Origin of the sequence: Bacillus sp. PS237, assembly GCF_037963345.1 — a bacterium.
GTDB lineage: Bacteria > Bacillota > Bacilli > Bacillales > Bacillaceae > Bacillus > Bacillus subtilis.
In genome coordinates this window covers 1,917,431-1,929,479 of the sequence record NZ_CP150156.1, presented here as the reverse complement: position 1 = coordinate 1,929,479, position 12,049 = coordinate 1,917,431, and the positions used below count along the sequence as shown (strand labels likewise).

Annotated in this window: 17 protein-coding genes; 9 read left to right on the top strand and 8 right to left on the bottom strand. The window is 37.5% G+C overall.

Annotated features, from left to right (window positions below):
- Nucleotides 1-56: 56 nt before the first annotated feature.
- On the bottom strand, nt 57-245 hold the full coding sequence (locus tag NST22_RS09785; RefSeq protein WP_003231626.1) for a hypothetical protein: 189 nt from the start codon (nt 243-245) through the stop codon (nt 57-59).
- A gap of 306 nt (nt 246-551) precedes the next feature.
- Between NST22_RS09785 and NST22_RS09780 the strand changes: the two genes are divergently transcribed.
- Nucleotides 552-986 (top strand): SRPBCC domain-containing protein, encoded by a 435-nt coding sequence (locus NST22_RS09780; RefSeq protein ID WP_003231627.1) that lies wholly within the window; start codon nt 552-554, stop codon nt 984-986.
- Between the two features lie 64 nt (nt 987-1,050).
- Here NST22_RS09780 and NST22_RS09775 read toward each other — a convergent pair whose 3' ends face one another.
- Together NST22_RS09775 and NST22_RS09770 are read right to left on the bottom strand one after the other, a co-directional pair.
- Complete coding sequence (locus NST22_RS09775) at nt 1,051-1,449, bottom strand: hypothetical protein (protein WP_009967329.1); 399 nt, start codon at nt 1,447-1,449, stop codon at nt 1,051-1,053.
- 34 nt (nt 1,450-1,483) lie between these two features.
- Complete coding sequence (locus tag NST22_RS09770; RefSeq protein ID WP_003231629.1) at nt 1,484-1,621, bottom strand: hypothetical protein; 138 nt, start codon at nt 1,619-1,621, stop codon at nt 1,484-1,486.
- A gap of 78 nt (nt 1,622-1,699) precedes the next feature.
- Between NST22_RS09770 and tatAC the strand changes: the two genes are divergently transcribed.
- The 5 genes from tatAC (at nt 1,700) to NST22_RS09745 (ending at nt 4,077) form a co-directional block, all read left to right on the top strand.
- Nucleotides 1,700-1,888 carry a twin-arginine translocase TatAC gene (tatAC, locus tag NST22_RS09765; RefSeq protein WP_003231634.1) on the top strand — a complete coding sequence of 63 codons (189 nt, stop codon included), beginning with the start codon at nt 1,700-1,702 and terminating at the stop codon, nt 1,886-1,888.
- A gap of 174 nt (nt 1,889-2,062) precedes the next feature.
- Nucleotides 2,063-2,263, top strand: a complete 201-nt coding sequence (locus NST22_RS09760; protein ID WP_003231636.1) for a spore coat protein CotC — start codon at nt 2,063-2,065, stop codon at nt 2,261-2,263.
- 245 nt (nt 2,264-2,508) lie between these two features.
- Nucleotides 2,509-2,865 (top strand): YoqO family protein, encoded by a 357-nt coding sequence (locus NST22_RS09755; protein ID WP_003245181.1) that lies wholly within the window; start codon nt 2,509-2,511, stop codon nt 2,863-2,865.
- A gap of 159 nt (nt 2,866-3,024) precedes the next feature.
- Complete coding sequence (locus tag NST22_RS09750) at nt 3,025-3,747, top strand: YrpD family protein (RefSeq protein ID WP_023592782.1); 723 nt, start codon at nt 3,025-3,027, stop codon at nt 3,745-3,747.
- A 42-nt stretch (nt 3,748-3,789) separates the two neighbouring features.
- Complete coding sequence (locus NST22_RS09745) at nt 3,790-4,077, top strand: hypothetical protein (protein ID WP_119123060.1); 288 nt, start codon at nt 3,790-3,792, stop codon at nt 4,075-4,077.
- Nucleotides 4,078-4,199: 122 nt separating this feature from the next.
- On the opposite strand, the gene NST22_RS09740 is transcribed toward NST22_RS09745, so the two are convergent.
- Both NST22_RS09740 and NST22_RS09735 read right to left on the bottom strand, forming a co-directional pair.
- On the bottom strand, nt 4,200-5,039 hold the full coding sequence (locus NST22_RS09740) for a thymidylate synthase (RefSeq protein ID WP_003244896.1): 840 nt from the start codon (nt 5,037-5,039) through the stop codon (nt 4,200-4,202).
- 273 nt (nt 5,040-5,312) lie between these two features.
- Nucleotides 5,313-5,477: a hypothetical protein gene (locus NST22_RS09735; RefSeq protein ID WP_003231643.1), complete on the bottom strand. Its 165-nt coding sequence runs from the start codon at nt 5,475-5,477 to the stop codon at nt 5,313-5,315.
- Nucleotides 5,478-5,880: 403 nt separating this feature from the next.
- Here NST22_RS09735 and cotU point away from each other — a divergent pair, with 403 nt between their 5' ends.
- Entirely contained in the window at nt 5,881-6,141 is a 261-nt protein-coding gene (gene cotU, locus NST22_RS09730) for a spore coat protein CotU (RefSeq protein ID WP_003231648.1), read from the top strand.
- Nucleotides 6,142-6,743: 602 nt separating this feature from the next.
- Here cotU and dutA read toward each other — a convergent pair.
- Nucleotides 6,744-7,178 carry a dUTP diphosphatase DutA gene (gene dutA, locus NST22_RS09725; protein ID WP_003245820.1) on the bottom strand — a complete coding sequence of 145 codons (435 nt, stop codon included), beginning with the start codon at nt 7,176-7,178 and terminating at the stop codon, nt 6,744-6,746.
- Nucleotides 7,179-7,207: 29 nt separating this feature from the next.
- On the bottom strand, nt 7,208-7,669 hold the full coding sequence (locus tag NST22_RS09720) for a DUF2691 family protein (RefSeq protein ID WP_003245293.1): 462 nt from the start codon (nt 7,667-7,669) through the stop codon (nt 7,208-7,210).
- Nucleotides 7,670-8,132: 463 nt separating this feature from the next.
- On the opposite strand from NST22_RS09720, the gene alr reads away from it, so the two are divergent.
- The gene (gene alr, locus NST22_RS09715; RefSeq protein WP_003244881.1) at nt 8,133-9,317 is read left to right on the top strand and encodes an alanine racemase; all 1,185 of its coding nucleotides are present in this window, start codon (nt 8,133-8,135) and stop codon (nt 9,315-9,317) included.
- A gap of 101 nt (nt 9,318-9,418) precedes the next feature.
- Here alr and NST22_RS09710 read toward each other — a convergent pair whose 3' ends face one another.
- On the bottom strand, nt 9,419-10,834 hold the full coding sequence (locus NST22_RS09710; protein WP_010886516.1) for a sugar porter family MFS transporter: 1,416 nt from the start codon (nt 10,832-10,834) through the stop codon (nt 9,419-9,421).
- Nucleotides 10,835-11,244: 410 nt separating this feature from the next.
- Here NST22_RS09710 and yncB point away from each other — a divergent pair, with 410 nt between their 5' ends.
- On the top strand, nt 11,245-11,880 hold the full coding sequence (gene yncB, locus NST22_RS09705) for an endonuclease YncB (RefSeq protein ID WP_003245469.1): 636 nt from the start codon (nt 11,245-11,247) through the stop codon (nt 11,878-11,880).
- The last annotated feature ends 169 nt before the right edge of the window (nt 11,881-12,049 follow it).

The following is a 12,049-nucleotide window of genomic DNA, read 5'->3' as shown; positions in this document are numbered from 1 at the left end:
AACCTGACCATTTTGCATAATTAACACAAAATGAGCCTTTTAGCAGTCTGGGAAAACTAAAATTCCAGCTTGAAGCTTTCTGCCTGATCTGAAACTTCCACAGGAATCCCCATTATCGTTTTCGGTTTGGAAACGTAAACAAAGCGCATTTCTTCCTCTAATTGCTGAAACGCTTTTTCACTAACTAAAATTCTGGCCGGCTTCCCTGGACTATTATCAATGGCTGCTTTGATTTTTCCAAGCATAAAAAACCTCCTGTTTTAGAAAATGGCTCATTTACTATTAAAACAAAAATCGCAAAATAAATTGGCTGAACAGGAATCCCAGTTCAAACATAACAGTTGCGGCTGCAAACAAGAATGAACGAAATGACAACATACACCTCTCTCTCTTTTTCGCGCATGCAGAATTCTCCCATTCACAGATCAGACTGGCGACTGACACGCTGTTCAACAGCAGCTCTAGCATAAATAATGCACGCTATGGACATGATCTTATTAGTTATTATATGATTGAATTGAAAAAACATCATATGTCAAGAGGTAAACGAAATGGCTCAAAACAACGAAAATGCATTACCGGATATTACAAAAAGCATTACTCTGGAGGCTCCCATTCAGAAAGTCTGGGAGACAGTCTCTACTTCAGAAGGCATTGCCAAGTGGTTTATGCCCAATGACTTTCAGCTCAAAGAAGGACAAGAATTTCACTTACAATCGCCGTTTGGGCCGTCCCCTTGTAAAGTTTTGGCTGTTCAAGCTCCAACTGAACTTTCTTTTGAATGGGATACAGAAGGATGGGTCGTTACCTTTCAATTAGAAGACTTGGGGGAAAAGACAGGGTTTACCCTTATTCACAGCGGCTGGAAAGAGCCGAATGAAGTGATCGGCAAAGCAAACGAGAAAAGCTCCGTCGTTCGCGGTAAGATGGATGGCGGCTGGACTGGCATTGTAAATGAACGGCTTCGTAAGGCTGTCGAAGAATAAAAAAGAGAGAGGTATCTCTCTTTTTTGTTTTTTTCCAAGGGTTATACTTCACAATTTGAGTCCATCAATCATAAAACGTAACAGTTTTAGATTTACCAGAGTAATCGGTAACAAAGAACTCGGCCTTGTTATTGCTCCCATCTACAAATTTTCCAATACTGCCAAAGGTGTGGCATTCTCCGGGTGAAAAATAGTTTGCCCCTACATAATCATCAGGATTGTCACCGGGATCATCCTCATATAAGTGCAGTGAAACAGAAAAAGGAGTGCTTCCTGAAAGGCACACTCTAAAATCTCCTCCGGTCGAGTATACCGTCGGACTTGAGTAAGTATATGTGTAAGTCCCCAACTTATCCCACTCTCCAGCCCCCGCAGTTCCGGCTTTTTCTGCTTGTGCCGTTAATGGAAAAACCGCAGCCAACCCTAAAACAGACAAAAATCCAACTACCTTAGTGAATCTCATCAGCTACACCACTCCTCTATGTCAATGATAGCCGCTACGTTTGTATCATTTCCGGCAGAGCTACATAATTGATCCAGCCTGCCTCCTGCTTCTTAGGCAGGTGGCATTGGACATTATATTCAGCAGCAGCCGTTTTATGAATCCGTCTTTGTGCTGGTTTTAAAATGTTCAAAATAAATGCATTCCCATTTGTACTGCTATCTCTTATAATTTGTTTAAAAGGTTGTACTTCAATCAGGGGGAAAAGGATATGGAATTAAGCTTCACAAAAATACTCGTTATTTTGTTTGTGGGTTTTTTAGTATTTGGGCCTGATAAACTGCCGGCGCTTGGCCGTGCAGCAGGAAAAGCCTTATCAGAATTTAAACAAGCAACAAGCGGACTGACTCAGGATATCAGAAAAAATGACTCAGAAAACAAAGAAGACAAACAAATGTAGGATAAATCGTTTGGGCCGATGAAAAATCGGCTCTTTATTTTGATTTGTTTTTGTGTCATCTGTCTTTTTCTATCATTTGGACAGCCCTTTTTTCCTTCTATGATTTTAACTGTCCAAGCCGCAAAATCTACTCGCCGTATAATAAAGCGTAGTAAAAATAAAGGAGGAGTATATATGGGTTATTACAAAAAATACAAAGAAGAGTATTATACGGTCAAAAAAACGTATTATAAGAAGTATTACGAATATGATAAAAAAGATTATGACTGTGATTACGACAAAAAATATGATGACTATGATAAAAAATATTATGATCACGATAAAAAAGACTATGATTATGTTGTAGAGTATAAAAAGCATAAAAAACACTACTAAACGCCATTAACATCTCCTCGTTTTTACTTTCCCCCGGCTATTGCCGGGTCTTTTTTGTTTGTGCACTATATGTATATTTCTGAAGCTTCCCTTTCTATGAAAACCTTGGTGACTGAATCTGAAAAAGAATAGTGAATATTTAGTACATAGTTTAGTTAGTTCATAAGTGAGCGCATTCAATTTATTGCAGTTACAAAGAAACTTTTATAAACTCTTTGAGGATCCTACATAAAAGGAGAGGTTTTTTGTATAGAAACATCGTATTTTATCTCATTTTACTTTGTCTATTTATATCAGTTGTCATGAAAAGCTTTGAGGTGATTAGAACAATAGCCAATGTTATCTGCTTTATTTTCGTATTGCTGTATTTTAAAGATGAAATGAAAACATACTCACGTAAAGCGTTAGCAATCCTAAGTATTTGTTTTCTTTTCTTAGTCGGTATCTGTGCTTTTATCATTTTACAAGGACAGACATTGATGAAACGTCACCTCTTTTTTACAGGCTTGGAAACGATAGCGGGCATTCTTTTAATAATCGTTTCTTTAAGCATTTGTACTTTTATTTTGAGGAAAATTTCAAATCGGTTAAAACGAATGTGATCTCATTCTTTCCTCTGATAAAGGTATATAGCTTTCAGATTGGCGAAGCGTTTCGACCTTACATCATTCAAAATGAAATATTTTGTCGATTTATATACGTAAATCCAGTTCCAAAATAAGGTATAATAAATGGCGAAACCACTATCAAAAGGGGGAATTTTGGTGAAAAAAGTATTGATTGCAGGTGCAGTAGGAACAGCAGTTCTTTTCGGAACCCTTTCATCAGGTATACCAGGTTTACCCGCGGCAGACGCTCAAGTCGCAAAAGCAGCATCCGAGCTGCCTAACGGAATCGGCGGCCGTGTCTACCTGAACAGTACGGGCGCCGTTTTTACAGCTAAAATCGTGCTTCCTGAAACTGTCAAAAACAACGACTCGGTCTCTACTCCCTATATTTATTCTGGCTTTAGGGCAACAAGCGGAACTGAAGCCGATATCGGGCTTCAGTACAGCAAACAATACAACGTCTGGAAGCCCCTCATGAAGGTTGGGTCCAAAAATGAAGAAACGTACATCGAAGGAAAAGACAAATTCACATACAATAAAGGCTTCCGCCCTGGAAGCACAGTCCAAATGACAATCTATAAAAATTTAAGCGGCAATACGCGCATGACCCTTTGGGGAACGAACAATGACGGCTACACCGGACGGATTATCACAGAAATTCAAGGAACCAACATCGGCACGATTTCAAAATGGAAAACACTTGCTACCGCGGCTGTTTCGTATGAAAGCCAGCGTGATGCGATCAAAGCAACCTTTTCGACCTCTTTTAACAACATCACTATCGACAATAAAGCCGTCACTCCTGTGGTAGATACACAGGATTTCGCAAAGGTTTCAGTTGCAGGAAATAACGTTACGATCTCTGTTAATAAATAAACGAAGCAGCAAAAAGCCGCCAGCATTGTCTGGCGGTTTTCCTTGGAGCATACTGGTCATAGTTCGTTTCTTCAGCTCTTTTGTTTAAACCTAACTTTAATAAGGGTGGAAATTGGTATGAAATATGAAAAAACAAGTCTTTTTGGAATGATTTTAGTTATTGTAGCACTTCTAATATCTATATATTTTATGTGTAATACAAATGCGTTGATACCTGCTGGATATGATCTAGCTATTCATGGAATTGTAATATCTAGAACTGTAATGATTGCTTTTACTTTGTATTTAGTTTCAAAGTTAGGATATTTTCTTCTGAATAAAAAAGATTAACTGTAGAGTTAATCTTTTTTATGTATTATACGTGTTTGTCCTTCAATTTTTATTCATCTTCCAGATTGCTTAATGAAATTAGGATACCTGCTATCTATTCACTGCACAATAAAAAGGCAGCATTAAACCGCTACCTCAAATAAAAGCTTGTCCCCATGTTTATAGTTGATTAACTTGAAATCATCAATGGTAAAGTCATAAAAATCTTTCACTTCAGGATTGATCCATAGTTCAGGTGCTTCAAACTGTTCTCTTTCCATTTGAATTTTCAAATTGTCTATATGACGTGTGTACACATGGCAATCCCCAATGTTAAAGATATATTCACCAAGCTCATAACCAGTCACTTGAGCAATCATGCGCTGCAACACATTATACTGGAATACATTGAATGGATTTCCCAATGCCATATCATTGCTCCGTGCTCTTACCTCAAGGTGGAGTTTCCCATGTTTAACGTACCATTGTGTCTCGTATACACATGGCGTTAAGGCCATTGCGTCTAATTCATCAGGATTCCACAGCATTGTAATGTGTCTGCGTGAAGATGGATTGTTCTTCAATTGATGAAGAAGATAGTCTACCTGATCCACTTTTTCTCCATTTAGACTTCTGTTTTTCTTCCCCAGCTGAAATCCATATGCATGTCCGATGGTTCCGTCTTCTTGTTTCCACTGATCCCAAATATGGACGCCCATCATGTTTAAATCATTAACATCATTAGATTTCAGCTGCCAAATCCAGAGCAACTCTTTAATGGCTGTTTTCCAGGCAACCTTTTTTGTCGTTAAAATCGGAACCTCTGAGTTGTCGAATCTCATTTGCTTACTGATTACACTTAGAGTATGTGCCGGTGTTCCATCTGAGTCCCACTTGGTTCTTACATCAAACTCTTCGTCTGAGATTCCATTATTGATAATATCCTTTATAATTGAATTGTATTGTTTATCGAATTGCGTCATGACTATTCATATCCTTCTTTCATTTTCAGTTGCTAAGCATAATTTATTACGAATGCAATATTATCGCAAATACTAAGCACTTGCAGATAAAGTGAGGATCTTATTCCACTCACTGTGTGTTTAAAGAGGAGTTAATCCCCCTCTTTTACACCTGTATTTCTCCATAACATAGTCTGTCACATAGCTCATAGTTACCGCCAGTTTGGTACATACACCGTTGATAACATTGTTGAGGATTATACGAAATGGTTTGATATTGCGGTACATAAAAATTCAAATAGTCAGGTGTTTGTGTATACCAAATTGGAAATTGTCTAAACACATTAAATCCTCCAATAGCTTTTTCTGATTTAATGCATTGTATTTTACCTCAATATCAATTGTCATTTGTCCATGTGCAATTGGGCTTTCTTTAAAATAAATTCTCTCTAATTTCATTCATTTGATCATTAACAACTTTTTTATGATATTTGGCAGCGGTTCATTCCTTATATGATCTGTTTCTAGCCGGTTTTGCTGTTTGTTTTTGATGTCTAACTCTAAATCCTTCAAAAGCAGTGTGAAAAATCACATCATAGAGCTCTTGAATCTTAACCATAACGTTCAAATATTCTTCAATGAGAAAGTCCCTTTTTACGTATACTAATCTCTCTATACACTTTACTATTATTTTACAGTGATTGAGTGCTCTCTCTCGCTCTTATTTTCATAAACAGCTATCCGTTTTGTTTTTCAGAAAGTGTTTTAAACAGCCTCTTTTTACTATTCTTATTTCATTTGACCATACCATATCATTTAAACTTCATAAATTAAATTCGAATAACATAAAGGAGGAATTTAATTGGGTTATTATAAAAAATATAAAGAAGAGTATTATACTTGGAAAAAAACATATTACAAAAAGTATTACGACAATGATAAGAAGCATTATGATTGCGACAAGTATTATGATCATGATAAAAAACATTATGATTACGACAAAAAGTATGATGACCATGATAAAAAGTATTACGATGATCACGATTATCATTACGAAAAAAAGTATTATGATGACGATGATCATTATTATGATTTTGTCGAATCATATAAAAAACATCACTAAATCTCTTAAACGTCTATTTATTCCCTGGCGACATACCGGGGGCTTTTTTATGATATTTATCGACGAACTCAGATTTTTTTGTGCTCATGGCTGCTGTAAAATTCAATTATTAATGAACACAAGTCATTTAACTTGGCTTATTATTAGTGGCATTACTAGTTTTTAGTTGCCTTCCCCTATTTATAAAAATTTAGATAAAAGTATTTCTTTATAGAGATGCTTGTTTCATCGACAACTCAATCCTAAATGTGGTAAAATCGATAAAAATGTAAAAACTGTAAATATAATAAAAGGAGCATCTTTATGTATATAAGTATTATAATTTTAGCATCCATGCTTTTATGGGGGGCAGTTATCCACGAGCTAAGTAAACCTTCAAAAAAGCAAAGCACCAGAAAAATTGTTTCTTTGACATCTTTAGGTTCTTTATCGACTTTAGTTATTACTATTTCACTTTTTCAAAACTTCCCTTTTTAAACTTTGTTTTTAATTAAATCCTTCGTATTAAAATATTCATTTTATACATAATATTTATATGTACCTTGGCTGAAACCTCCATTGATCAATCACACAGCATGAAGACAGCCAAGGATTTATTTTGTTTACTTCGTACCTGTTGAACCGAGTCCTCCTCTATCCTCGTTTCCCAAATGCTCGACTTCAACCAATTCAACCGCCGGCATTTTCTTCATGATTCTAAACTGGCAGATACGATCACCCTTCTTAATTTCAGTATCACGCAATGCATAAGCAGGAAAGAACCAGAAATCGTTGTCTCCCTTATATGACTCATCGATAACACCCATTGAATTTGTTTGAATAACGCCAAAGTTCTTATATGTACTTGAACGAGGGACGACATGTGCTTCGTAACCTTCAGGCAGCTCCATTGCAACACCTAATGGGACAAGCTTAAATTCATCTTTTTTGATTGTTACATCTTCAGCTGCCCGAAGATCAATCCAGTCTCCCTGCTCAATTTTGCTGATTCTTGTTTGTGTTTCATCTAGATACTTGATTTTAATTTGCATTGTCATGTACTAGCTCCTTTAATTTTTATTGAGTATCATACAGTAAGGCTTGTTCTTGTGTCATTTTCATCAGTTATAAATTGAACGTCTTCAAAATCATGCTGTAAAGCATTGAAGTAAAGTTTTTCAATGATATTTTTGTTTTTACAGTAAATCGAAACGTAGCTATTATCTGCTATCAAAAGGACAAGTTCGCAATCACTGTCAGCAAACTCTTCATATGTATTGACTTGATTAACCATTTTTCCATATGGAAATGCTTTCAGTTCAACGAAAATGGTATAGTACTGATTCGTTTTTAATTGTTGCTCAAAAACTGCCCCCTCAACAATTTCGTAGTCATGAAAAAGCTCCTCATCATCGAGCTCTCCTTCTACAACAAAATAAGATTCCCCACTCGTTTGCCACCTATAATTAGCTATTTCTACCGGCTGCAGTATTCTCCATAGAAAATTTCCATATTCATTCGGTATTTGAAAACTAACTCCCCTATTCATGTATACCCCTTACTTAAACGATTTTTGTGAATACGAGTATAATTATATACTCTGATGTTAGGTTTATGGAACAAGGAATCGACTGCCTTTTCAACCGATTATCTTTTACAGAATTTCCTCAGCCCTTCTCATTTAAAAGGTTCTTCAATGTTCATAACAACGGTAAGTATTTCCTGATTAGATTTCTCGTTATCATCTACCCTTAGAAAAAAATGTCCCAAAACAAATAATCATTTTTGTAATCCTCGGTCGCCGCATCCATTAACACCCCACTTACAAGCCTCATGTATCCCGTACTTGCTATTATTCGAACATTGATAGGCACCTTCTCGTATCACATGGATTTGCTGTTGAATGATTTCAAATAAAGTTGAATAAAATAAGATCGAATCATCCAACAATTAACATTTATTCTTGCGGCAATAGGTGGTATTTATAATCCATAAGAAGGAAGGAAGCGTTGATGATAAAGCTTTGCCGAGAAGTTTGGATCGAAGTCAATCTTGATGCCGTTAAAAAGAATTTGCGAGCGATCCGCCGTCATATTCCACATAAGAGCAAAATTATGGCTGTTGTAAAAGCGAACGGTTATGGCCACGGGTCTATAGAAGTGGCACGCCATGCACTGGAACACGGGGCGAGTGAGCTCGCTGTTGCCAGTGTGGAGGAAGGAATCGTTTTACGTAAAGCTGGGATTACAGCACCTATCCTTGTGCTTGGTTTTACATCCCTTAGTTGTGTAAAGAAGTCAGCAGCTTGGAATATAACATTATCAGCATTTCAGGTTGATTGGATGAAAGAAGCAAACGAGATATTGGAAAAAGAAGCGAGTGCTAACCGGCTGGCCATTCATATTAACGTGGATACCGGCATGGGACGATTAGGTGTACGCACAAAGGAAGAACTTTTAGAGGTAGTGAAAGCCTTAAAGGCAAGTAAATTCCTCAGATGGACAGGGATTTTCACACATTTTTCGACAGCTGATGAACCGGACACAACACTCACAAAGCTGCAGCATGAAAAATTCATCAGTTTTCTCAGCTTTTTAAAAAAACAGGGGATTGAGCTGCCCACCGTGCATATGTGCAACACGGCTGCAGCTATCGCATTTCCGGAATTTAGCGCTGATATGATCCGTTTAGGTATCGGCTTATATGGTTTATATCCTTCAGCCTATATTAAACAACTAAATCTCGTTAAGCTTGAACCTGCGTTAAGTTTAAAGGCACGCATCGCTTATGTGAAAACCATGCGGACAGAACCCCGAACCGTTAGCTATGGTGCTACATACATCGCAGAACCTAATGAAGTAATTGCTACACTCCCGATTGGCTATGCTGACGGCTATTCTCGTGCCCTTTCCAATCGCGGGTTTGTTCTTCATCGCGGAAAACGAGTGCCAGTGGCGGGAAGAGTAACAATGGATATGATCATGGTCAGTTTAGGAGAAAACGGTGAAGGTAAACAAGGAGATGAAGTCGTGATTTACGGTAAGCAAAAAGGAGCCGAGATTTCCGTTGATGAAGTGGCTGAAATGCTCAATACGATTAACTATGAAGTCGTGTCTACATTAAGCCGCCGCATCCCTCGTTTTTATATAAGAGATGGCGAGATTTTTAAAGTATCAACTCCAGTATTATACGTGTAGAACATCTTAAAATGCTGAATCAAAATCCCTCTACCAGAGGGATTTTGTTTTTTCTGAAACTAAAAAAATCCCTCCTATAAGAAGAGAGATTTTCAACATATTTATACCTCAATAACTGATTGTTCAGGAGTATTATGATCGTGTCGAGAACGAAAATGCTCTTCTAATTCTTCAAGTGTACGCCCTTTTGTTTCCGGCATGAATTTGTACACAAAACCGATTGCCAATACACCTAAAGCCACAAATATAAAGAATGTAAAAGACAAACCTACAGAGCTAAGCAAGATCGGGAAAGCAAAACCGATCACAAAGTTTAATATCCAAAGGAAAAAAACACTTATCCCAGAACCAAGTCCTCTTAACCTTTGAGGGAATATTTCCGCTATGACAAGCCAAGTCACAGGTCCTACACACCCTTGCATAAAGGCAAGAAATAAAACGGTCAAAGAAAGCACTACATAAGGAAGTGCCATAGATCCATCAAGCACAATTGAGAAAATCGCAATCAATAGGAGCGCTGTAGTCGTCCCTGCCAAACCAATCAATAATATTGGACGCCGTCTCACTTTTCCGACCAGCCAAATCCCAAATATAACTGCAATAACTGATATCAGCCCATTTCCAATATTAGCGATTAAAGCCGCTTTTGTACCAAAACCAGATTCTTTAAGGATTTGTGTGCCATAATACATAATCGAGTTCACACCTGTAATTTGATTCACGATGGCAACACCGATTCCAATCCATAAAAGACGGCGCAGCCATGGTGTAGAAAAGTCCTTGAGTGATGCCTTTTCTAGTGCTGTATCTTTTTCTACCGCTTCTTGAATTTCTCTACATTCAGCTTCTGCACGTTTATCTTCTCGAATTTGTTTAAGAACTCGCAGCGCCTCACTGTTTTTGCCTTTGGAGATTAGCCATCGGGGGCTTTCTGGTACCTTAAGCATACTGGCAAATAACATGATAGCCGGTACAGCACAAATGACTAGCATGTATCTCCAAACATGTCCCGTATTTGCCATTGTTACACCGAGGATCGCATTAAAAACATATGCTAAAAATTGCCCGCCAACAATCATTAGTTCATTTTGGGTTACCATACGCCCTCTCTTTTCATGCGGTGCCATTTCTGCTAAAAAGGCCGGCACCATCGCCGAGGCTCCTCCAACAGCCAGCCCCAGTAAAAAACGAAAGACCGCCATGATGAAAACATTAGGTGCTAACGCTGTTCCCAGTGATGCCAGGAAAAATAAAAAGGAAAGATTAAGGATCATTTTACGGCGGCCATATCGATCAGCCAATCTTCCGCATAACAACGCTCCAAACGCGGCACCTAATAAAAGAATACTCGTAACAAGCCCTTCTGTAACAGGTGTTAAATCAAGCTGATCTGGCCTTGCCATAAAAGGTAAAGCTCCATTTATAACTCCGGTGTCATATCCAAAGAGAAGCCCTCCAAAAGTTGCTGAAATCATTATTAATTTCAACCTTCGATTTCGATGTTCATTCATATCCATTTCCCCTGCCTTTAAGAATACTTAATAAGCTCTTTCAGTGTGGATATTGAGTCAAAACTAAAGTCATCTCTATCTTAGATTTTCGCCTCTGGATTTGTAACCGTTTACATTTTTAACCAATAGAATAAACCTAAGCTATTAGTTGTTATGTTGTAGTAATGTCTTTGTCACATTATTGTCATTTCTCATATTATCATAATTCTAAAAGCATTTTCAGTCAATATTATTTTCAGGATTATTTATTTCCGCTATGTGATGGTGATGTTTTGATCATCTCGTTGTGAAGTTAACTATTGGCAATTTGGAGTGTTATAAGTTCCCTTGAAGTTTTCCATTCACAAAAAATGTCCATATCGTTATAATGATGATGTTTAATCGCGAAAAGAGAAAATGATAAAGAGGGAATCAATATGAAGAAGATTTTGATCAGTATGATCGCAATCGTTTTAAGTATTACTTTGGCAGCTTGCGGATCAAATCACGCAGCCAAAAACCATTCAGATTCTAATGGGACGGAGCAAGTCTCTCAAGATACTCACTCTAATGAATATAATCAGACAGAACAAAAGGCTGGCACGCCTCATTCAAAAAATCAGAAGAAATTGGTCAATGTTACATTAGATAGAGCAATAGATGGAGATACGATTAAGGTTATTTACAACGGAAAGAAAGACACAGTTCGCTACTTGCTCGTTGATACACCTGAGACGAAGAAACCAAATTCTTGTGTTCAACCATACGGTGAGGATGCGTCGAAACGAAATAAAGAATTGGTCAACAGCGGTAAGCTACAGCTGGAATTTGATAAAGGCGATCGCAGAGATAAGTATGGAAGACTGTTAGCATACGTTTATGTTGACGGCAAATCTGTTCAAGAGACATTATTGAAAGAGGGATTGGCCAGAGTAGCATATGTATATGAGCCTAACACAAAATACATAGACCAATTCAGACTAGATGAGCAAGAAGCAAAATCAGATAAACTGTCAATTTGGAGTAAGAGCGGTTATGTGACGAACAGAGGATTTAATGGCTGTGTGAAATAGAAAAACACTGTTTGTTAAAAAAAGCAGCAAACCTAGCAGAATGCAGTTTCCAAAGAATGAGAAAGAGATGATGGAGAGTCTAGTTCCATTCTGCTTAACAAGCTAAAATCATGCAACTAGCCTGTAAAATTTCCGCTGTATAGTAACAATAAAAAACACCCCTTCACGT

Excerpts from the sequence above, each read along its gene's own strand:
- NST22_RS09720 (WP_003245293.1), bottom strand. The coding sequence starts at position 7,669 with ATGAATAGGGGAGTTAGTTTTCAAATACCGAATGAATATGGAAATTTT.
- tatAC (WP_003231634.1), top strand. The coding sequence starts at position 1,700 with ATGGAATTAAGCTTCACAAAAATACTCGTTATTTTGTTTGTGGGTTTT.
- NST22_RS09735 (WP_003231643.1), bottom strand. The coding sequence starts at position 5,477 with ATGAAATTAGAGAGAATTTATTTTAAAGAAAGCCCAATTGCACATGGA.
- NST22_RS09710 (WP_010886516.1), bottom strand. The coding sequence starts at position 10,834 with ATGGATATGAATGAACATCGAAATCGAAGGTTGAAATTAATAATGATT.
- NST22_RS09780 (WP_003231627.1), top strand. The coding sequence starts at position 552 with ATGGCTCAAAACAACGAAAATGCATTACCGGATATTACAAAAAGCATT.
- NST22_RS09760 (WP_003231636.1), top strand. The coding sequence starts at position 2,063 with ATGGGTTATTACAAAAAATACAAAGAAGAGTATTATACGGTCAAAAAA.
- dutA (WP_003245820.1), bottom strand. The coding sequence starts at position 7,178 with ATGACAATGCAAATTAAAATCAAGTATCTAGATGAAACACAAACAAGA.
- yncB (WP_003245469.1), top strand. The coding sequence starts at position 11,245 with ATGAAGAAGATTTTGATCAGTATGATCGCAATCGTTTTAAGTATTACT.
- alr (WP_003244881.1), top strand. The coding sequence starts at position 8,133 with ATGATAAAGCTTTGCCGAGAAGTTTGGATCGAAGTCAATCTTGATGCC.
- NST22_RS09785 (WP_003231626.1), bottom strand. The coding sequence starts at position 245 with ATGCTTGGAAAAATCAAAGCAGCCATTGATAATAGTCCAGGGAAGCCG.
- NST22_RS09775 (WP_009967329.1), bottom strand. The coding sequence starts at position 1,449 with ATGAGATTCACTAAGGTAGTTGGATTTTTGTCTGTTTTAGGGTTGGCT.
- NST22_RS09740 (WP_003244896.1), bottom strand. The coding sequence starts at position 5,039 with ATGACGCAATTCGATAAACAATACAATTCAATTATAAAGGATATTATC.